The 19,764-nt window shown below is 74.5% G+C and carries 16 protein-coding genes; 10 read left to right on the plus strand and 6 right to left on the minus strand.

The features are described 5' to 3' along the window. The first annotated feature begins 6 nt into the window (after positions 1-6). Entirely contained in the window at positions 7-2,457 is a 2,451-nt protein-coding gene (locus IE136_RS27130) for an HAD-IC family P-type ATPase (protein WP_158989008.1), read from the plus strand. 40 nt (positions 2,458-2,497) lie between these two features. On the opposite strand, the gene IE136_RS27135 is transcribed toward IE136_RS27130, so the two are convergent. Both IE136_RS27135 and IE136_RS27140 read right to left on the minus strand, forming a co-directional pair. Continuing rightward, on the minus strand, positions 2,498-5,638 hold the full coding sequence (locus IE136_RS27135) for a sacsin N-terminal ATP-binding-like domain-containing protein (RefSeq protein WP_189601673.1): 3,141 nt from the start codon (positions 5,636-5,638) through the stop codon (positions 2,498-2,500). A gap of 307 nt (positions 5,639-5,945) precedes the next feature. Beyond that, positions 5,946-6,866 carry a DUF3027 domain-containing protein gene (locus IE136_RS27140; protein WP_158989004.1) on the minus strand — a complete coding sequence of 307 codons (921 nt, stop codon included), beginning with the start codon at positions 6,864-6,866 and terminating at the stop codon, positions 5,946-5,948. Between the two features lie 359 nt (positions 6,867-7,225). Here IE136_RS27140 and IE136_RS27145 point away from each other — a divergent pair, with 359 nt between their 5' ends. The 4 genes from IE136_RS27145 (at position 7,226) to IE136_RS27160 (ending at position 10,996) form a co-directional block, all read left to right on the plus strand. After that, positions 7,226-8,593: an MFS transporter gene (locus tag IE136_RS27145; RefSeq protein ID WP_158989002.1), complete on the plus strand. Its 1,368-nt coding sequence runs from the start codon at positions 7,226-7,228 to the stop codon at positions 8,591-8,593. A 198-nt stretch (positions 8,594-8,791) separates the two neighbouring features. Then, on the plus strand, positions 8,792-9,271 hold the full coding sequence (locus IE136_RS27150; RefSeq protein ID WP_158989000.1) for a DUF2771 domain-containing protein: 480 nt from the start codon (positions 8,792-8,794) through the stop codon (positions 9,269-9,271). Positions 9,272-9,278: 7 nt separating this feature from the next. Next, positions 9,279-10,103: a futalosine hydrolase gene (locus tag IE136_RS27155; protein ID WP_189601675.1), complete on the plus strand. Its 825-nt coding sequence runs from the start codon at positions 9,279-9,281 to the stop codon at positions 10,101-10,103. Beyond that, entirely contained in the window at positions 10,100-10,996 is an 897-nt protein-coding gene (locus IE136_RS27160) for a 1,4-dihydroxy-6-naphtoate synthase (protein ID WP_189601676.1), read from the plus strand. The genes IE136_RS27155 and IE136_RS27160 overlap by 4 nt, the downstream gene beginning before the upstream one ends. A 31-nt stretch (positions 10,997-11,027) precedes the next feature. On the opposite strand, the gene IE136_RS36620 is transcribed toward IE136_RS27160, so the two are convergent. Beyond that, positions 11,028-11,411: a cold-shock protein gene (locus IE136_RS36620; protein ID WP_158988994.1), complete on the minus strand. Its 384-nt coding sequence runs from the start codon at positions 11,409-11,411 to the stop codon at positions 11,028-11,030. 171 nt (positions 11,412-11,582) lie between these two features. Here IE136_RS36620 and IE136_RS27170 point away from each other — a divergent pair, with 171 nt between their 5' ends. After that, complete coding sequence (locus tag IE136_RS27170) at positions 11,583-11,849, plus strand: hypothetical protein (RefSeq protein WP_158988992.1); 267 nt, start codon at positions 11,583-11,585, stop codon at positions 11,847-11,849. Here the strand turns inward: IE136_RS27170 and IE136_RS27175 are convergent. Further along, complete coding sequence (locus IE136_RS27175) at positions 11,837-12,481, minus strand: HAD family hydrolase (RefSeq protein WP_189601677.1); 645 nt, start codon at positions 12,479-12,481, stop codon at positions 11,837-11,839. The two genes, IE136_RS27170 and IE136_RS27175, sit on opposite strands and share 13 nt — an antisense overlap. A gap of 117 nt (positions 12,482-12,598) precedes the next feature. Between IE136_RS27175 and IE136_RS27180 the strand changes: the two genes are divergently transcribed. From IE136_RS27180 to IE136_RS27190, 3 genes are read left to right on the plus strand one after another with little or no spacing between them, the layout of a single operon-like run. Continuing rightward, positions 12,599-13,603 carry a FecCD family ABC transporter permease gene (locus tag IE136_RS27180; protein WP_189601678.1) on the plus strand — a complete coding sequence of 335 codons (1,005 nt, stop codon included), beginning with the start codon at positions 12,599-12,601 and terminating at the stop codon, positions 13,601-13,603. Beyond that, entirely contained in the window at positions 13,600-14,652 is a 1,053-nt protein-coding gene (locus IE136_RS27185) for a FecCD family ABC transporter permease (RefSeq protein ID WP_158988988.1), read from the plus strand. The genes IE136_RS27180 and IE136_RS27185 overlap by 4 nt, the downstream gene beginning before the upstream one ends. Further along, on the plus strand, positions 14,649-15,455 hold the full coding sequence (locus IE136_RS27190; RefSeq protein WP_158988986.1) for an ABC transporter ATP-binding protein: 807 nt from the start codon (positions 14,649-14,651) through the stop codon (positions 15,453-15,455). The genes IE136_RS27185 and IE136_RS27190 overlap by 4 nt, the downstream gene beginning before the upstream one ends. Before the next feature lie 123 nt (positions 15,456-15,578). On the opposite strand, the gene IE136_RS27195 is transcribed toward IE136_RS27190, so the two are convergent. Further along, positions 15,579-16,493 carry a hypothetical protein gene (locus IE136_RS27195; RefSeq protein WP_189601679.1) on the minus strand — a complete coding sequence of 305 codons (915 nt, stop codon included), beginning with the start codon at positions 16,491-16,493 and terminating at the stop codon, positions 15,579-15,581. Positions 16,494-16,556: 63 nt separating this feature from the next. Here IE136_RS27195 and IE136_RS27200 point away from each other — a divergent pair, with 63 nt between their 5' ends. Further along, on the plus strand, positions 16,557-19,241 hold the full coding sequence (locus IE136_RS27200; RefSeq protein WP_189601680.1) for a helicase C-terminal domain-containing protein: 2,685 nt from the start codon (positions 16,557-16,559) through the stop codon (positions 19,239-19,241). 70 nt (positions 19,242-19,311) lie between these two features. Here IE136_RS27200 and IE136_RS27205 read toward each other — a convergent pair whose 3' ends face one another. Beyond that, entirely contained in the window at positions 19,312-19,764 is a 453-nt protein-coding gene (locus IE136_RS27205) for a hypothetical protein (RefSeq protein WP_189601681.1), read from the minus strand.

Consider the following 19,764-nt stretch of genomic DNA (forward strand, 5'->3'; position numbering starts at 1 on the left):
GAAAACATGACTCAGCGGGCGAAGATCGATACGGACGAGGGCGAGCGCGTGGCGGCCGAACCCCCCGTCGTCCACCGCGCCGCCGGACTGACCTCCGCCGAGGTCGCCGAGCGCGTCGCCCGCGGCGAGGTCAACGACGTACCCGTCCGCTCCAGCCGCTCCGCCGCCGACATCATCCGCGGCAACGTCTTCACCCGCTTCAACGCGATCATCGGCGTGCTCTGGGTGGTCATGTTCTTCGTCGCGCCGATCCAGGACAGCCTGTTCGGCTTCGTGATCGTCGCCAACACCGGTATCGGCATCATCCAGGAGCTGCGCGCCAAGAAGACCCTCGACGGGCTCGCCGTCATCGGTGAGGCCAAGCCCGTCGTCCGCCGCGACGGCACCTCCGGGGCGGTCTCCACCTCCGAGATCGTGCTCGGCGACCTGATCGAGCTCGGCCCCGGCGACAAGGTCGTCGTCGACGGCGAGGTGGCCGAGGCCGACAACCTGGAGATCGACGAGTCCCTGCTCACCGGCGAGGCGGACCCGGTGGTGAAGAAGCCCGGCGACCGGATGATGTCGGGCTCGTTCGTGGTCGCCGGCGGCGGCGCGTTCACCGCCACCAAGGTCGGCCGCGAGGCGTACGCCGCCCAGCTCGCCGAGGAGGCCTCCCGCTTCACGCTCGTCCACTCCGAGCTGCGCTCCGGCATCTCCACCATCCTCAAGTACGTGACGTGGATGATGGTCCCGACCGCGATCGGCCTGATCATCAGCCAGCTCGTCGTCAAGGACACCAACCTCAAGGACTCCATCGCCCGGACCGTCGGCGGCATCGTCCCGATGATCCCCGAGGGCCTCGTCCTGCTCACCTCCGTCGCCTTCGCGATCGGCGTGATCCGGCTCGGCCGCAAGCAGTGCCTCGTGCAGGAACTGCCCGCCATCGAGGGTCTGGCCCGCGTCGACGTCGTCTGCCTCGACAAGACCGGCACCCTCACCGAGGGCGGCATGGACGTCAAGGAGCTGCGGCTCCTCAGCCCCGCCGCCGAAGGCGATGGCACGGGCGGAGCGAAGCGGAGCGGGGGCGACGAGCCGTACGTACGGAAGGTCCTCGGCGCGCTCGGCGAGTCCGACCCGCGCCCCAACGCCTCGCTCCAGGCCATCATCGACACCTACCCGGACGCCGAGGAGTGGCGCTGCACCCAGGCCCTGCCCTTCTCCTCCGCCCGCAAGTACAGCGGCGCCGCCTTCAGCGAGGGCAACGGCGAGACCTCCGCGTGGCTGCTCGGCGCCCCGGACGTGCTCCTGCCGGACGGCGACCCCGTCCTCGCCGAGATCGACCACCTCAACGAGCAGGGCCTGCGGGTCCTGCTCCTCGCCCGCACCACCCGGGAGCTCGACGCCCCCGACGTGGCCGAGGGCGCCCGCGCCACCGCCCTCGTCGTCCTCGAACAGCGGCTGCGGCCCGACGCCGCCGACACGCTCGCCTACTTCGCCGACCAGGACGTCGCCGCCAAGGTCATCTCCGGCGACAACGCGGTCTCGGTCGGGGCGGTGGCCGGAAAACTCGGTCTGCCCGGGGCGGCGAACACCGTCGACGCCCGCCTCCTGCCCGCCGAGCGGGAGGAGATGGCGCGGGCCCTCGACGAGAACGCGGTCTTCGGCCGGGTCACCCCGCAGCAGAAGCGCGACATGGTCGGCGCGCTCCAGTCCCACGGGCACACGGTCGCCATGACCGGCGACGGCGTCAACGACGTCCTGGCGCTCAAGGACGCCGACATCGGCGTGTCGATGGGCTCGGGCTCCGAGGCGACCCGGGCCGTCGCCCAGATCGTCCTGCTGAACAACTCCTTCGCCACCCTCCCCTCGGTGGTCGCCGAGGGCCGCCGGGTCATCGGCAACATCACGCGCGTGGCGACGCTCTTCCTCACGAAGACCGTCTACTCGGTGCTCCTGGCGATCCTGGTGGTCTGCTCCCAGGTCGAGTACCCCTTCCTGCCCCGGCACCTGACCCTGCTGTCCACCCTCACCATCGGCGTCCCCGCCTTCTTCCTCGCCCTCGCCCCCAACAAGGAACGCGCGAAGCCCCACTTCGTCCGCAGGGTGATGCGGTACGCGATCCCCGGCGGCGCCATCGCGGCAGCGGCCACCTTCACCACGTACCTGCTCGCCCGTTCCCACTACAGCGGCACGGGTGCCCTGGCGGCCGAGACGAGCGCGGCGACGCTGACCCTCTTCCTGGTCTCCCTGTGGGTCCTCGCGATCGTCGCCCGCCCCTACACCTGGTGGCGCGCCGGCCTGCTCGCCACCATGGCCGGAGGCTTCCTGCTGGTCCTCGTGGTCCCCTGGCTCCAGCACTTCTTCGCACTGAAGCTGGTGGGCGTCACGATGCCGTGGACGTCGGTCGGGATCGCCGCTGTGGGCGCGGGCGCCCTGGAACTCGCCTGGCGATGGGTCGACCGGCGGTTCCCGGCCTGAGGCGGGGCCGCCCGGTCGCTCGGCGCGGTTCGACCGCGGCTCACTGGTCGAACCAGCGGTCGCGGGCCAGTTCCGCCGTCCTCGAGGGATCTTCCAGGAGGGCCGCGACCTCGAAGCGGCGCGGCCACTGGCCGGCCGCCCAGGCGAGGCCCGCGGCGACGCCCTCCAGGGTGGCGGCGTGGACGGTGCCGTCGGGGGTGCGGCGCCAGTCCAGTTCGACGCCGGCCGCGCGGAGCTCCTCGTGCTCGACGTAGGTGGCGGGGGTCGCAGGGCCGAGGAGCGCGTGGACCGCCGAGGGCACCTCGTGCTCCTCGCCGACCGTGGTGACCTCCGCCTCGACGGTCTCGCTCAGCCGGCGGACCTGGAACAGCTCCGCCAGGTCGGCCGCCCGGGACGGGGCGACCGGCAGCAGCGGCATGCCACCGGCGAGCGGAAGGAGGTCGGGGGCGTCGGCGACCACGGCCTCCGATGCGTCGACCACCAGGAGAGAGCCGTCCACGACCGCGCGCAGCTCGTCGGGGAGGGTCACCTGCTCGGGGTCGAGGTCCGCGAGCGCGGTGTACAGGGCGTGCAACTGGGCACTGGTCACCTCCCGTTCCGGGGACGCGAGCCGGCCGAGCAGCTCGGCGGCGCCGCCCGGCTCGGCGAGCAGCGCCGCGACGGAGGTGCGCACGCCCAGCGCCCGCAGGACCTGCTCGTCCTCGAAGCCGGTCGCGTCGGCGGAGTCGTACAGACCGATCAGGAGCGGGTCGGTGCCCGCGGCCCGCAGGCCCGCGGGACGGCGGCCGTCCAGGACGGGGTGGTCGCGCAGCCACCAGGCGGTGTACGGCCGTACGTTCTCGGTCGTGCCGTCCGGCAGCAGGACCCGCACCGGCTGGATCAGCGCGTCCCGCAGCGGCGGCCTGGCCAGCAGGGCGAGCGCCTGCGGCCAGGCGTCGTCGTCGACCAGGTCCAGGTCCCGTACGGCGGCGATCTCGGTCGCCACCGGCGGCACCGGCGTCTCGGGCAGCTGGTCCAGGACGTCCTCGCACCACACGTCGACGGCGTCGAGCAACCCGGCGTCGTCGGGCTCGGCGAAGTCGCCCTCGCGGGGCTCCAGCTCGTCCGGGTCCAGGACGAGGTCGGTCGCCCGGACCAGGGCGAAGTCGGCGAGCACCCCGCAGGCGGCGAGGGGCTGTTCGCCCCACCGCTCGGCCAGCTCGGCGTCACAGAGGGCGAGTTCGCCCTCGCGCATCACGGCGGCGAACGCGCTGCCCGGCAGGACCAGTTCACCGGCGGGCGCCAGCTCCCCGTCCTCGTCGGGCAGGGCCAGCGCGCCGAGCCAGGGCTCGTCGCCCGGCTCCAGCTCGGCGTCCCGTACGAGCGCGAGCACCGCCTCGGCCAGCTCGTCCGCGTCCAGGGTGTCCGCGTCCTCGTCCCAGATCTCCCCCGCCTCAAGGGAGCCGGCGACCGCCATCCTGACCTGGGGCGTCGTGAGCACGGCACGGGGCGTGGCGGCCAGCGCGCCGAGCTTCTCCAGCAGCGGATGGGCGGCGTCCGGGTGGGCGACCTTCAGGCCGAGGCGGGCGAGATCGACCGGGGTGTGCTCCTGCGGCAGCAGGACCTGACGGGGGCCGATGGTGGTACGGCCGGAGGCCAGCGGCACCGGAAGACCGGTGAGGCGGTCGGGGTCGACCCCGGCGAGGGAGTCGTACAGCCGCCACCACCACGACGGTTCGCGCTCCAGACCCGCGAGCCGGTCGATGACGTCGGTCAGCGGCAGCCGGCCCACGCCCAGCGTGCGCAGTTCGGGGCGGCGCTCCAGGCCGGCGGGGAGCAGCGTCGGCAGGACCTCGGCGAGCACGGACACCGTCTCGGCGCCCGCCCCCTCCACGACCTCGGCCTCCAGGGGCCGCAACGCCGGGACCTCCTCCGAGGGAGCCTCGGGGGCGAGGAAGGCCACCCGCGGCAGCCGCTGGAGGATCGCCGCGCGCAGCGCCCCGTCCAGGGCGCCCTTGCCGAGCGGTCCGGGCACCAGGTCGATGGTGGCGACGGTCACCGGCTGCCAGTCGGCGAGGAGTTCGGCGTACGCGTCGGCGGCCCGCTCGACGAGGAAGTCGGTGAGCGGTCCGGGCGCCGGGTGCCGGCGGGCGGTGTCCAGCGGCAGCGAGGCGATCAGCAGGGCGGGCAGACCGAGCGGTTCGTCGGTGGGGGTGGGGGCGTGTACGACGGGGGCGGTACGGGGGTACTGCGGGGCACCCTCGCCGTCCACGGGTACGGCCCAGGTCACCGACCAGTGCGGACGCAGCCGTTCCTCGACGGGGCGGTCCTTGAGGAGGCCGACGGCGAGCGGCCCGCTGTGGCTGACCGTCCGCCAGCGGCGCGTCCGACCGGTGGCGGTGTCCTCGATGTGGACGTACGCCTCGTCCGTCTCGTCCTGGGCGCGTGTGAGGACCCGTACGCCCTCCGGGGTCTCGACCACGATCTCGGCGAGCCCCGGAAGGGTGAGGAGCAGGGCGTCGTCGATGGAGTCGAGGAGCCGCTCGGCGAGGTCGACGGCGGCGGAGTCCCGTAGCGGGAGGACGACGACGGTGTCGTAGCCCTCGGGCGCGGTGCCCTCGGCGGGCAGCGGGAGGCGCAGGAGGGGCACGTGGCCGTCGCGGCGGCGCAGTTCGTCCCCGAGGCCGGGGCTGTGCCGGGCGGCGTCGGCGGCCAGCTCGCGAGCCTCGGCGAGGGACCAGCGGACACCTCCGTGGCGGCCGAGGACGGCGGGCTCGTCGCTGACGGCGAGGACGGCGGCGAAGCCGACGCCGAAGCGGCCGACGGCGGTGGTTTCGTGGTCGCGCTTGGCGGAGGCGCGCAGGGTGGACAGCGACTCGACGCCGGTCGCGTCCAGCGGGGCGCCGGTGTTGGCGGCGGCCAGGACGGCGGGGGCGTCGGGGCCCGCGGGGTGCAGGGTGAGGCGGAGCCGGCCGGTGACGCCCGCGCGGCGGGCGGCGTCGGCGGCGTTCTGGGCGAGTTCGACGACGAGGCGGTCGCGGTAGCCGCCGAGCGCGAGGTCCTCCTCGGCGTTGGCGTCCTCCCGGAACCGGGCGGGCCCGGCCCCCCAGGCATCGAGCACGCCCCGCCGCAACCGGGCGGTACCGAAGGGGTCGGCTCCGTCGGTCGTCGTCCTGACGCTGACGCTCACGTCTGACTCCACTCTGCGGAACGGGATGGGACAGGGGCCCGAAGGTACCGCGCCCGGCACCACCCTCGTCGCCCGAGCTCCGTCGTGCCCTCCCGAGCGCAGACCCCGGAGGCGGTCCGTGAGGTGCGCGTACCCCGGGGTGGACGGCCCAGTCGGGCCGGCCGCGCCCGCCGTCAGGGCGCGGCCCGGCCACCCGTCGGACGTGGTCCCTCGCCCCAGCGGGCGAGGACCCCGAGACGCCTCCGGCAGGGCGGTGGGACCGCGACAGGGCGGCCGTCACCCGCCCGGCGGGGCGGTGGGACCGCGACAGGGCGGCCGTCTAGGAGTGGCCGAGGTCCTCGGAGACGTCGTCCGGTTCCGTCGTGGAGCCCGAGTCCTTCGGCGGGCGGAGCGCGAACACGTCCGCCGCCATCGAGTCGAAGACCGGCGGCGCCGGACGCGGCGGCTTCGGCATGACCGCCGCCTCCGAGTGCCCGCCGCAGCCGTACGCCAGCGAGACGACCCGCCCGTCCGCCGGGGAGAACTCGTTCGCGCACACGCCGAACGCCTGCTTCAGGGAGCCGGCCAACGGCATGAGGAACGCGCACGACTCGCAGGACGCCGGTGCGGCCTGCGCCATCGGCGTCTTCGCGCCGAACGCCTCGTCCCAGCGGTCCGCGGCCACGTGCAGCCCGTACCGGGAGAGGACCCGCGCGCGCCGAAGGCCCAGTTCCTCGGCGACCGAGGCGATGGTGCCCCGGGACGGCGTACGGGGCACGATCTCCGCGTCCTCGACGTCGAGGTGCTCCGCCATGTCCTCGGAGACCGCCGAGTTCGGCGGCGGGGCGTCCTCGCCGGTGTAGCCGGGTTCGAGCCGCAGGTCGTCCTGCTCGGTCGGCAGCAGGTCCCCGGGACCGAGGTCGCCCGGACGCAGGCGCTCGCTCCACGGCACCCACTCGGGGGCGAGCAGAGCGTCGGGGCCGGGCAGCATCACGGTCTCGTCGAGCGTGACGTTCTTCGCCCGGGAGGCCCGGGCGACCGTCACCGCCCAGCGCCAGCCCCGGTAGCCGGGTTCCTCCACCTCGAAGAAGTGAGTGACGACCCGGTCACCCTCGGCGACGACCTCCACGTGCGGGCCGACGACGCCGGGAGCGGCGGCCTCCTCGGCGGCCGCCCGCGCAAGGTCTACCGCCTCGGCGCACAGGCGGTCGGGGGTACGCGGGGTACGCGGGGTACGGCTTCGCGTCGTCGCAGCACTCACAGGTCTCGCTTCTCTCCTACGCCGTCTCACGGGTGCGCCGGCCGAGGAGCGGGAGCGATATCACCGGGCGGCGGGCGGAGCGGACCGGGGGGCCGCATCGACGTCCGCACCCGACATGTCTCGCGTGTCTCGGGCGCACCTATCGTCATCCATTCTGCGGGATGCCGAAGAGGCGCGCGGCCGAGAACTTCCGCCGGTGGCGCGCTACGCACGCTACCCCCTCTGCCGCCCGCCGCCCACCTGCCCGCCCCAAGTGGCCCGTATCGCGGACGTCCGGAGGACGTCAGGCTGCGGTCCGGCGGCGGCGCGCGGGGCCGCGCCACGGTTCGCGAGCGAGAGGTGTGGGGCACTATGACGGAGTGGCAGCCGCACGGTCGTCCGCACGATCCGACGATCATGCCGGGCCGCTCAGCCGAGCGGGCCGGGCGGTCGGGCGCGCCCTCCACCTGCCGTTCACCGGCACGGCGAGGGGCATCAGAAAGGCGACGCACGCGCACGGGGCGGGCGAGTCGGGTCTCGGCAAACTGATCGAGCTGCACGCCGTGAACGGCGCCGGCGATGTCATGATCACCGTCGCGCTCGCCTCCACGGTCTTCTTCTCCGTGCCGACGGACGAGGCGCGCGGCCGGGTCGCGCTCTACCTGGCGATCACCATGGCCCCGTTCACCCTGCTGGCGCCGGTGGTCGGCCCGCTCCTGGACCGCATCCCGCACGGGCGCCGCGCGGCGATGGCGGGGGCGATGCTGACCCGGGCCGTGCTCGCGCTCACCATGTCGGGGGCGGTGGCCACGGGCGGCCTGGAGCTGTATCCGGCGGCCCTGGGCGTGCTCGTGGCGTCCAAGGCGTACGGAGTGGTCCGCAGCGCGGTCGTGCCTCGGCTGTTGCCACCGGGCTTCTCCCTGGTCAAGGCGAACTCCCGGGTCACCCTGGCGGGCCTGTTGGCCACCGGGATCGCCGCGCCGATCGGCGCGGGGCTGCAGCAGGTCGGGCCGGGCTATCCGCTGTACGGGGCGTGCGCGCTGTTCCTGCTGGGGGCGTACTGGGCGTTCCGGATGCCGCACAAGGTGGACTCGGCGAAGGGCGAGCGCCGGGTGCACCTGCTCACGCACGGGGAGAAGAAACCGAGCCTGCGGACGGTCGGCCCGGCGGTGCTGCACGGCCTGCAGGCGAACGCGGCGCAGCGGATGCTCTCCGGTTTCCTGATCTTCTTCCTGGCGTTCCTGCTGCGGGAACATCCGCTGTCGGGCCAGAGCGCGGCGCTGTCGCTGGCGATCGTGGGGGTCTGCGCGGGGGTGGGGAACGCGTGCGGCACGGCGGTGGGCTCGCTGCTGCGGGAGCGGGGCCACGGCCCGGAAGTGATCATCGCCACGATGATCACGATCGTGCTGGCGGTGGCCGCCTGTACGGCGGTCTTCTTCGGCGGGCTGATGGTGGCGGTCCTCGGCGCGACGGCGGGCCTGACGCAGGCGCTGTCGAAGCTGTCGCTGGACGCGCTGATCCAGCGGGACGTCCCGGAGGTGGTCCGCACGTCGGCCTTCGCCCGCTCGGAGACGCTGCTCCAGATGGCCTGGGTGGTGGGCGGCGCGATCGGTATCGCCCTCCCCCTGAACGGCACCCTGGGCATGTCGGTGGCCGCGGGCATCCTCGCCCTGGGCGCCCTCCTCGCCGTCCGCGGCCTCCTCACGGCGGCCCGCAAGGACAGCGGTTCGACACCGGAGGCGGCCTGAGGAACCCCGCGGGCCGGCGGGGCGGAAGGGACCACCCGGCCGCGGGGCACCCGTCCCGGCGGAAAGCAGGGTCGCGGGCCGGCCCGCCCCTGGCTCAGGCGGTGACAGCCGCGGGGGCGCGCCGCCACAAAGGGCGGAAAACGCGGCGCGCCGCACCCCCGCGTGGCGGAGCTCGACACGCCCGATAGCCTTCGGGCCATGACCGTTGCGTTCTTCACCGCCTCGCGCCGCCGGGCCGCCGTCGCCCTCGGGGCCGTCTCCGCCGGCCTCCTCGTACTCTCCGCCTGCGACAAGCCGACCCCGCTCGCGACCCTGACGGTCGGGACGGAGTCGGTGCACGCCGAGGCCGCCTGCTACAACGACGGCGCCGCCATCAAGGAGTCGCAGATCCAGCAGTGCCTCAACAAGAAGGCCGAGAAGACCCTCACGGTCTCCGCTGACGACAAGATCCGCTTCGGCGTCGACCCCGAGATCGCCGAGAAGGGCTGGACCATCTTCCTCGGCGGCCAGGCCGCCGAGCCGGAGCCGTACAAGAAGACGTACCGGTCGATCCCGGCCAGCGCCTTCTTCTCCAGCCAGACCGGCGAGGCGACCAACCAGACCCAGGTCACCATCGTCGAGACCGACGGCAAGAAGCTCACCGGCATCTGGAGCTTCCAGCTGAAGAAGGACGCCTGATCCTCCGGTGACCCACCGGATCCTGATCGTGACGGCCGTGGCGGCGGAGGCCGACTCCGTCGCCCGCGGCCTCCCCTTCGGGGGGCCCGGATCGGGCGAGCTCCCGCTGCCGGGCGGCTTCCGGCTGCGCCGCCACGCGGACACCCTGCCCCTACCGGGCGGAGCGCCACGGGGCCCCGAACCACGTGCCGTCGTCGACGTCCTCGTCGGCGGGGTCGGCCCCGCGGCCGCCGCCGTCGCGACCGCGACCGCCCTGGCCGCCGCCGCCCTGGCCGCCGCCGCCCTGGCCGCCGCCTCCCGGGCCGACACCCTCCGAGCCACCCCCTACGACCTCGTCGTCTCCGCCGGGATCGCCGGCGGCTTCCAGCCTCTCGCGCCGCTCGGCTCCGTCGTCGTCTCCGACACCATCGTCGCCGCCGACCTCGGGGCGCAGACGCCCGACGCCTATCTCGCCGTCGAGGAGCTCGGCTTCGGACGGTCCACGCACCCCGTGCCCGCCCGCCTCACGGAGCGGATCTCCCGAGCCCTGGGCGAGGGCGTCCAGCGCCACACCGTCGCGCCCGTCCTGACCGTCTCCACCGTGACCGGCACCGCCGAACGCGCCACCGAGCTGGCGAATCGTCACCCCGGCGCCGCCGCCGAGGCGATGGAGGGCTTCGGGGTGGCCGAGGCCGCCGCCGCGTACGGGGTGCCCGTGGTCGAGATCCGCGCCGTCTCCAATGCCGTCGGCCCGCGCGACCGCGGGGCCTGGCGGATCGGCCAGGCCATGGACTCGCTGCGGTACACGTTCCAACTGCTCAGCAACACACTCTTCGTGGAGCCCGCCCCATGACGCCTGTGCCTCCGTCCACGCTCAAGATCGCGTACTCCCCCTGCCCGAACGACACCTTCGTCTTCGACGCCTGGGCCCACGGCCGGGTGCCGGGCGCGCCGCGCCTGGACGTGACCTTCGCCGACATCGACCTCACCAACGGCTGGGCGGAGAGCGGCACGTCCCCGTACGACGTCCTGAAGGTCTCGTACGCCGTCCTGCCCTGGATCCTCGACGAGTACGCGCTGCTGCCCTGCGGCGGCGCCCTGGGCCGCGGCTGCGGCCCCCTCGTCCTCACCCGTGAGCCGGACGCCCCGGGGGGTACCTCCCAGGCCGAAGGCCCTGGGGCGCTGACGGGGAAGACGGTGGCGGTGCCGAGCGAGCGCTCGACCGCCTATCTGCTCTTCCGGCTGTGGACGGCGGACGTCCTGCCGGAAGGGGTCGGGAACGTCGTCGTGATGCCGTTCCACGAGATCATGCCCGCCGTACGGGACGGGAAGGTCGACGCGGGACTCGTCATCCACGAGGCCCGGTTCACCTATCGGGACTACGGCCTGCACGCGCTGGCCGACATGGGCGCCCACTGGGAGGACACCACGGGGCTGCCGATCCCGCTCGGCGCGATCATCGCCAGGCGCTCGCTGGGCGCGGAGACCCTGCGACGGATCGCCGACGCGGCCCGCACATCCGTACGGATGGCGTGGGACGACCCGGTCGCCTCACGTCCGTACGTCATGGAGCACGCGCAGGAGATGGACCCGAAGGTGGCCGATCAGCACATCGGCCTGTACGTCAACGAGTTCACCGCCGACCTCGGCGAGGCCGGCTACGCGGCGGTCCGCGGGCTGCTCACGCGCGCCGCGGCCGAGGGGCTCGTACCGCCCCTCGGCCCGGACGCGCTGGCCTTCCCCTGACCCGGAACCTCGACCGGAACCTCGACCGGGGCTACACGTCGAGCTGGTCCGCGACCGCCCTCAGCAGGCCCGCGATCTTCGCGCCCTGCGCCTTGTCGGGGTAGCGGCCGCGCTCCAGCATCGGGGTGATGTTCTCCAGGAGCGTCGTCAGGTCCTGCACGATGGACGCCAGTTCGTCGGGCTTGCGGCGCTGCGCCGCGGCGACGGACGGGGTCGGGTCGAGGACCGTCACGGAGAGCGCCTGGTCGCCGCGCTGCCCCGCGACCACCCCGAACTCCACGCGCTGCCCCGGCTTCAGGACGTCGACTCCGGCAGGGAGCACCGACGAGTGGACGAAGACGTCGCCGCCGTCGTCGCGGGAGAGAAAGCCGAAGCCCTTCTCGCTGTTGAACCATTTGACCTTGCCGGTAGGCACGTCTGTCCTCGTCCTCGTACTCGATGGATGCGCCGGGATCCCGGCTCCGGATAGCTGCTGGAGAGCGATCCAGCGGGTCGCCCGACCCGCCGGCACCAAGGCTAATGGCCTTCGGGCTGGTGACAAGACGTCGCCGGTTTGTTCCTCCGGCCTGGGAACTACCCTGGCCGAATGCGTAGTGAAACCCCTTCGGGCTCCTCGGACGCCACCGCTCCGGGTGACGGTCTCGTCCGCGCCGGTGCGATTGTCTTCATCATCGGCGCGGTGGCCACCCTGGTCACCGTCGCCCCGCTGTTCCTCGGGACCGATCCGTTCCCCCCGGTGGCGTACGCGGTGTGCATGCTGATGGGCGTCGGATTCCTGGTCGCCGGCGCCGGTGTGCTCCGCTCGATCGGCGCGCAGCGCCGCCAGGCCCGGGCGGTGGCTCAGCCCCGGTAACCGCCCTGAAGGACGTCCCGGCGCTCGGCCCGATACCCGTCCCACCAGGTACGGAAGCCTGTCAGGTCGGGCAGGAGGACGTCCGCTCCGGCCGCCCGCAGCTCCTCGGCGTCGCACGGTCCGGTCGTCACGGCCACCGAAAGCGCGCCCGCGGCGGCGGCCCCCCGGACGTCCCCGGTGTGGTCGCCGACGTACACGCCGGCGCCGTGCTCCCGCAGCGCCTCCGCCTTGCCCTCGGCCCACAGGCCGCCGATGACGGCGTCGGGGTAGATGCCGAGGTGGGAGAGGTGCAGCTCGGCGTGCGGCCCGTTCTTGGCGGTGACGACGATCGCCCGGCCGCCCGCCTCGCGAACGGCTTGAATCGCGTCCCTCGCGCCGGGCATCGCGAGCGTCGGCGTGATCGCGTACGTGGGGTAGAGCGCGCGGTACTGGACGACCCTCTCGGCGATCTCCTCCTCGGGGAACCAGTGCGCCAGCTCGTGGTGGAGCGGCGGGCCCAGCCGGGAGACCGCGAGGTCTGCGTCGATCGCGACACCGGTCTCGGCGGAGAAGGCCTGGTAGGCCGCCTTGATCCCGGGCCGGGAGTCGATGAGCGTCATGTCGAGGTCGAAGCCGACGGTGAGAGAGGTCATGCGGGCCATTGTGCCCAGACGTTCGAAAGGGCCCCGGGGGGCCGAAAAGGCCGCTGCTTAGACTGAGCCGAGCCTTACCTGCCCAGAACTGCAGTTCGCACCTCCCGATGGGTCTCGATGACAGCCGCCTTCCGCTCCCGACGCGTCCTCGCGACCGTCGCCGCCGTCGTCGCCCTCCTCCTCGCGATCCTGCTGAGTCTCGCCGTGGGCGCCCGCGCCATCGCCCCGTCCACCGTCCTCGACGCGCTGCTGCACGGCGCCACGAGCGACGACGCCCGGGTCGTACGGCAGCTGCGGGTGCCCCGGACCCTGATCGGGCTCATGGTCGGCGCCGCGCTGGCCCTGGCCGGCACGGCCCTGCAGGGCATCACGCGCAACCCGATCGCCGATCCCGGCATCCTCGGCATCAGCCAGGGCGCCTCGGTCGGCGTGGTCGGCGCCATCGCCTTCGCCGGGGTGCACACGCTGACGGGGTACGTGTGGTTCGCCTTCGTGGGCGCCGCCCTCGCCTCGGTCGCGGTGTACGCGGTCGCCTCCAGCGGGCGCGGCGGCGCGACCCCCGTGAAGCTGGCGCTCGGCGGCGCCGCGATCAACGCGCTGCTGCTCTCGGTGACGACCGGCGTCCTGACGACCCGGGCCGCGGCCCTCGACGAGTTCCGGTTCTGGCAGATCGGCTCGCTCGACGGCCGGGACACCGGGGTTGTCCAGCAGATCTGGCCCTTCCTGCTGGTCGGCGCCGTCCTGGTGGTGTCGGTGGCCCGCGGCCTGGACGCGCTCGCCCTCGGCGAGGACGTGGCGAAGGGGCTCGGCCAGCGGGTGGCGACGGTACGGATCGTGGGCGGGGTGGGCGCGACCGTGCTGACCGGCGCGGGCGTGGCGGCGGCCGGGCCGATCGCCTTCGTCGGCCTCGCGGTCCCGCACATCGCCCGGGCGATCGTGGGCGGCGACCACCGCTGGGTGCTGCCGATGGCGGCGCTCGTCGGCCCGGTGATGCTGCTGGTCTCGGACGTCATCGGCCGGGTCCTCTTCCCGCCGGGCGAGGTCCCGGCGGGCGTGATGACCGCACTGATCGGCGTGCCGTTCCTGGTGACGCTGGTGCGCAGGAAGGCGGTGCCGGCATGACGTCGACTTCCGTACGCCCCGTGGGGTACGGGATCGTGCGCGCCCGGCGCGGGTCCTTCCTGCTCCATCGCCGCTCGGCCGCGGTGGCCATGGTCCTCCTCCTCGTGCTGGCCGCGGTGAGCGTCGCGTACCTCTGTGTCGGCGAGAGGTTCGTCGCACCGGGCGAGGTCCTGAAGGTGATCCTCGGGCAGGACGCGCGGGCCACGTTCGTCGTCGAGGAGCTGCGGATGCCGCGGCTCGCGGTCGGGCTGATGGTCGGCGCCGCGTTCGGCGTGGCCGGCGCGCTCATCCAGACCGTCGCCCGCAACCCGCTCGCCAGCCCCGACATCATCGGCATCAGCCAGGGCGCGGGGGCGCTGACGGTCGGCGCGATGACCTTCGGCCTCACGTCGTACACCGTCCTGCCGTACCTCTCGATCGTCGGCGGCGTCGCCGCCGCCGCGCTCGTCTACGTCTTCGCCTGGCGCGGCGGGCTGCACGCGACCCGGTTCGTGCTCATCGGCATCGGGTTCGCGATCGCGCTGCGGTCGCTGACGACCCTGTTCATGACCAAGGGCGACTACCTGGTCGCCCAGCAGGCCCAGATCTGGATGACGGGCTCGCTCAACGGGCGCGGCTGGGACGAGGCGGCGCCGATCCGCTGGACGCTGCTCCTGATGCTGCCTGCCCTGCTGTGGGCGGCCCGGGCGCAGCGGACGGTCTCCCTGGACGACGACACGGCGACGGCGCTCGGCGTCCGGCTCGGCCGGGTCCGGCTGGGTCTGGTGGTCGTCGGTGTCGTGCTCGCGTCCGTGGCCACGGGGGTGGCAGGACCGGTCGACTTCGTCGCGCTGCTCGCCCCGCAGATCGCCCGCCGGATGACCCGTACCGCCCAGATCCCGCTGCTGTGCTCGGCGCTGACGGGCGCCTTGGTCGTGGTCGCGGCGGACCTGCTGGGCCGGCGGCTCTTCTCGCCGACCGAGCTGCCGGTCGGCGTCCTGACGGCGGCGGTCGGAGCCCCGTATCTGATCTGGCTGATTGTGCGCAGCCGCACCGGAGGAAAAGCATGAGCAGGCTGACCGCGCGCGAGCTGACCCTCGCCTACGAGGACCGCACGGTCGTCCACGGCCTCGACCTCGCCGTCCCGGACGGCAAGGTCACGGTCATCGTCGGCCCGAACGCGTGCGGGAAGTCGACGACGCTGCGGGCGCTCGGACGACTCCTGAAGCCCAAGGGCGGGGCGGTGCTGCTCGACGGCGAGGAGCTGGCGAAGATCCCGACGAAGCGGATCGCGCAGTCCATCGGCCTGCTGCCGCAGACCCCGGTCGCACCGGAGGCGATCACGGTCGCGGACCTGGTGTCGCGCGGACGGCAGCCGCACCAGGCGTGGTGGAAACAATGGTCGCGGGAGGACGAGCGGGCGGTCGTCGACGCGATGGAGCGCACGGACGTGGCGGCGCTGGCGGAGCGCCCGGTGGACGAGCTGTCGGGCGGGCAGCGGCAGCGGGTCTGGATCGCGATGGCGCTGGCGCAGGAGACGGACCTGCTGCTCCTGGACGAGCCGACGACGTACCTGGACATCTCGCACCAGGTGGAGGTCCTCGACCTGGTGCGCCAGCTGAACCACGAGCGGGGCCGTACGGTCGCCGTCGTCCTCCACGACCTGAACCAGGCGGCGCGGTACGCGGACCACCTGGTGGCGATGAAGGCGGGGCGGGTGGTGGCGGAGGGGGAGCCGGAGGAGGTCGTGACGGCGGATCTGGTGCGGGAGGTCTTCGGCCTGGAATCGGTCGTCATCCCGGACCCCGTGACGGGCTCCCCCCTGGTGATCCCCGCCGCCCCCTGGCATGCGCCCGCACCCATGGACGCCTGAGCGCCGCCCCCTCCCCGCGTGGGCGATCGTCCCGCAGGGCGGGACGGGTGGGCACACGGGGAGGGGAGGGGTGAGCTCCCTCCTTGCGGACGTGCCCGCAACCGTCGGGCGGGTGGCGCGGCGTCAGGCTCTGCGGGTGCGCCAGAGGAGGAATACGGCTGATGCCACAGCCGCCGCCTTCAATGCCCAGGGCCATGTCTCCGAGATCGCGGCGCCCATCGCCTCGCCTCCCTCCGCGATCGGCGCCCCCCACCGGCCCTCGACGCGGCCCCAGATCCACGCCGCGCCGCTCGTCGCCGCCAGGGCCGGGAGGATGACGACCGCCCACCGGATCTCGGCGCGGGACAGGCGGCGCGAGGCGTAGGCGAGGAGCCAGCCGGCCGCGAGGGCCGGCAGGTTGCCGAAGAGGGCGCCGCCGAGCAGGAGGAGCGCGGCCAGCAGGAGGAAGGGGCTGCCGACGCGCAAGCGGCGGCCGGCTTCCGGCGCCGCCACGGCGGCGGTCTTACGGACCCACAGCCGCTTCCAGCCCCGGCGCGGCGCGGCCTCCTCCTCCTCCGTCGCCTCCCCCGGCTCCTCCCCCTCCCCCTCCCGCGGCGGCGGCTTAAGCAGCTCCGCGATCTCCACCCCGCCCCGGAACCCCGGCACCAGATCGTCCCCCGGCAGCGGCTCCGCCTCCGTGCTCCACCAGTCCGGTTCCGTGTCGGCGGCCCCGACCTCGTCCGTCCCCGCCAGATGCGGCGACGTCGGCCACGCCTCCTCCGTGCGCGGCTTCGGCACCGCCGGCACCTCCGGCAGCGTCTTCACCGGCGCCGCGCCCGACGCGCGCTCCACCACCTCGTCCGGCGTCCCCAGCTCGTCGAGGATGCCGCGGACGGCGGTCGGCCCCTCCCCGTCGTGTGTGGCGCGCCGCCGGTCGATCTCGCCCCGGAGCGCCGACACGAGCCGCATCCGGGCGCTCGCCGGCAGGTGCCGCTGCTGCGCCAGATCGCCGACCCGGCTCAGATAGTCGAAGACCAACTGGTCGCTCTCGATCCCCACAGTGCCCCTCCACAGCCGGTACGCCCCGACGTTAGCGCCCGCGCAGGGGCTAACGTGGGGCGGATGGGGATCGGTGAGCTCGCTCGGGAGGCGCACGTGCCCGCAGGAACTGGCGCTGCCACTGCGCCGCGCACGCTCGCGGAGGCGCTGCGCGCGCGGGGTGACGAGGGGCTCGCCGCGCTGCTGCGGGCCAGACCGGACCTGCTCTCCCCGGTCCCGAACGATCTGACCCAGCTCGCCACCCGGGCCGGTACGCGCGCCTCCGTCGTGCGCGCGCTCGAGCGGCTCGACCGGTTCACGCTGCAGACCGCCGAGGCCCTCGCGGTGGCCCCGGACCCCGCCCCGTACCCCGTACTCCTCGCCCTGCTCACCGGCGACGACGGCGATCCGGACGTCGAGGCGGCGCTGCCGCGCGCGGTCGAGGCACTGCGCGAGCAGGCGCTCGTCTGGGGCGAGGAGGACCGGCTGCGGCTGGTGCGGACCGCGCGGGAGCTGCTCGCGCCGTCACCGCAGCACCCGTCGCCGACGGGACTCGGACCGGCCGTCGTCGAGGCCACGGCCGGGATGTCGCCCGGCCGGATCCAGGAGATCATCGCGACCGCCGGGCTGCCCGCGACGCACGACCCGGTCTCCGCCGTGGCGGCCCTGACGGAGCTGTTCACCGACCGGGAGCGGATGGGCGAGCTCCTGGACACGGCGCCCTCGGAGGCGTTGACCGTGCTCGACCGGCTGGTGTGGGGCCCGCCGTACGGAGAGGTCACGGCGGACCCGGCGCCGCCCGTGCGCTGGCTGCGCGACCGCGGTCTGCTGCTTCCGGTCTCGACGCGGACCGTGGTGCTGCCACGGGAGGCGGCGCTGCACCTGCGCGGCGGGCGGGCGCACCGGACGCCGGAGCCGCATCCGCCGGCCCTGTCCGTCCTGCGCGAGTACCGCCCACAGGTTGTGGACAGTGCGGCGGCGGGCCAGGCGTACACCGCCCTCGCGACCGTCGAGGACCTGCTGAAGTCGTGGGACCGGGGCGGCCCGCCGGTGCTGCGCGCCGGCGGGATCTCCGTACGGGAGCTCAAGCGGGTCGCGGCCACGCTGGACGTCACGGAACCGGTCGCCGCCTTCTGGCTGGAGCTCTGCTACGGCGCGGGGCTGCTGGCCTCGGACGGCGAGGCGGACGAGCGGTACGCGCCGACACCGGCGTACGACGACTGGCTGGACCTGCCGGCGGCCGAGCGGTGGTCCCGGCTCGTCACGGCCTGGCTGACCGCGACCCGTACGCCCGGTCTGGTCGGCGGCCAGGACGCGAAGGGCCGCACCCTGTCCGCCCTGGGCGCTGACCTGGACCGGGGCGCGGCCCCGGAGGTCCGGCGCCGGGTGCTGACCCTCCAGGCGACACTGCCGCCGGGCTCGGCCGCGGACCCCGAGACGCTGCTGGCCCGGCTGCGGTGGGAGCGCCCGCTCCGCGGCGGCGCGACGGCGTCCGCGGGCGCGGCCGGAGCCCGCGGCGGCCAGGCGGCCCCTGCCCGTACCGGACCGGAAGCGAGCCCCGGCACGACCGGAACCACGGGCGGCACCGGCTACGGCGGTGGCCGACAGGGTGGCGGTTACGGAACCGGCGCCCCCACCCTCGCCTCCACCTCCGACCTCCGCTCCCGGATCGCCGTCTGGACCCTCACCGAGGCCGAGATGCTCGGCATCACCGGCCGCGGCGCCCTCTCCACCCCCGCCCGCGCGCTGCTCAACCTGCCGCTCGCCGAGGCCGCGGCCGACGCGCTCACCGGCGTCGGCGGCGGGGTCGAGCTGTCCGTCGCCGCCTCCCGGGCCGCGACCCTGCTCGCCCCGCTCCTCCCCGAGCCCGTCGACCACGTCCTGCTCCAGGCCGACCTGACGGCCGTCGCGCCCGGCCCGCTCCAGCGCCCGCTCGCCGACATGCTCGGGGTGCTCGCGGACGTGGAATCGAAGGGTGGCGCGACCGTCTTCCGGTTCACGCCCGGTTCGGTCCGCCGCGCGCTCGACGCCGGGAGCACCGCCTCCGACCTGCACGACTTCCTGACCGCCCACTCCCGTACACCGGTGCCCCAGCCCCTCTCGTACCTCATCGACGACGTGGCGCGCAGGCACGGCCACCTGCGGATCGGCGCCGCTTCGGCGTACGTCCGCTGCGACGACGACGCCCTCCTCGGCGAGATCCTGGCCGACAAGCGGTCCGCGTCGCTGCGGCTGCGCCGCCTCGCGCCGACGGTCCTGGCCGCCCAGACCGATCCGGCGTCGCTGCTCGACGGGCTGCGGTCGATGGGGTACGCCCCCGCCGCCGAATCGGCGGAGGGCGACGTCCTGGTCACCCGTACCGACGCCGTCCGCACCCCGGCGAGGACCGCGCCCGCGCCCGTCCCCGACGGCCCGCCCGCGCCCGACACGACCTTGCTGGCCGCGGCGGTCCGCGCGATCCGGGCCGGCGACCTCGCCTCGACGGCCGTACGGAAGGAACGCCCCGAGACCACGCGGCCGGCCGACGGCGGGCTCCCCCGCACCTCGCCGGCCGAGACCCTGGCGACCGTGCAGGCCGCGGCGATGACCGGGTCGGCCGTCTGGATCGGCTACGTCAACGCGGAGGGAGCGGCCAGCCAGCGGGTGATCGCACCGGTGCGGGTGGAGGGCGGTTTCGTGACGGGCTACGACCACACGGCGGACGAGGTCCGTACGTATCCGCTGCACCGCATCACCGGCGTGGCGGAGCTGGCGGACGACCAGGTGTAGGGCGGTCAGGGCGGTCCCGAAGCTCCAGGCCGTGTCCGTAGAGTCCCGCCTGGCCCGCGACGCGACCAAGCTAGGCGGTGATGTTCCCGGTCAGGAGCATGACCAGGAGGACCACGACGCCTACGACGGTGAGCAGCACGGGGAAGCCGGCCGCCAGCCCGCACGCCAGCGCCGCGAGCGTGACCCGGAGCTGCCTGCGCTCCCGCCGCCGGGCCAGGAACCAGCTCGGGACGACCACGGCCAGGGGCAGCAGCAGCCCGGCGACCAGGAGCGCCGGGACGGCGCTCCACATGTCCGCCGCGCTCACCGACAGCAGCAGAAGCACCGGCGCCCCCACCGTCCCGGCCAACGGCGCCACCCACCAGTGCGCGTCCGGCTCGTCCCCGTCCCGCGGCGCGTCCCGGTCGCGCCGCGCGTTCGCGTCCGCGCGCCGGGCGACGGCGGAGAAGGCGGGGCCGGGAGGGCGGGCGGCCGCGGGGCCGGGAGCGAGGGCGGCGGGCGTCCGGAGGGTGTCGTTCGTCAT

Source organism: Streptomyces lateritius (assembly GCF_014649715.1).
In the GTDB taxonomy this organism is placed as follows: Bacteria; Actinomycetota; Actinomycetes; order Streptomycetales; family Streptomycetaceae; genus Streptomyces; species Streptomyces lateritius.

Bases quoted from the DNA above. Each gene is read 5' to 3' on its own strand.
- IE136_RS27130 (WP_158989008.1), top strand. From the start codon at position 7: ATGACTCAGCGGGCGAAGATCGATACGGACGAGGGCGAGCGCGTGGCG.
- IE136_RS27150 (WP_158989000.1), top strand. From the start codon at position 8,792: ATGACCGTTGCGTTCTTCACCGCCTCGCGCCGCCGGGCCGCCGTCGCC.
- IE136_RS27160 (WP_189601676.1), top strand. From the start codon at position 10,100: ATGACGCCTGTGCCTCCGTCCACGCTCAAGATCGCGTACTCCCCCTGC.
- IE136_RS27170 (WP_158988992.1), top strand. From the start codon at position 11,583: ATGCGTAGTGAAACCCCTTCGGGCTCCTCGGACGCCACCGCTCCGGGT.
- IE136_RS27175 (WP_189601677.1), bottom strand. From the start codon at position 12,481: ATGACCTCTCTCACCGTCGGCTTCGACCTCGACATGACGCTCATCGAC.
- IE136_RS27180 (WP_189601678.1), top strand. From the start codon at position 12,599: ATGACAGCCGCCTTCCGCTCCCGACGCGTCCTCGCGACCGTCGCCGCC.
- IE136_RS27185 (WP_158988988.1), top strand. From the start codon at position 13,600: ATGACGTCGACTTCCGTACGCCCCGTGGGGTACGGGATCGTGCGCGCC.
- IE136_RS27190 (WP_158988986.1), top strand. From the start codon at position 14,649: ATGAGCAGGCTGACCGCGCGCGAGCTGACCCTCGCCTACGAGGACCGC.
- IE136_RS27200 (WP_189601680.1), top strand. From the start codon at position 16,557: ATGGGGATCGGTGAGCTCGCTCGGGAGGCGCACGTGCCCGCAGGAACT.
- IE136_RS27205 (WP_189601681.1), bottom strand. From the start codon at position 19,764: ATGACGAACGACACCCTCCGGACGCCCGCCGCCCTCGCTCCCGGCCCC.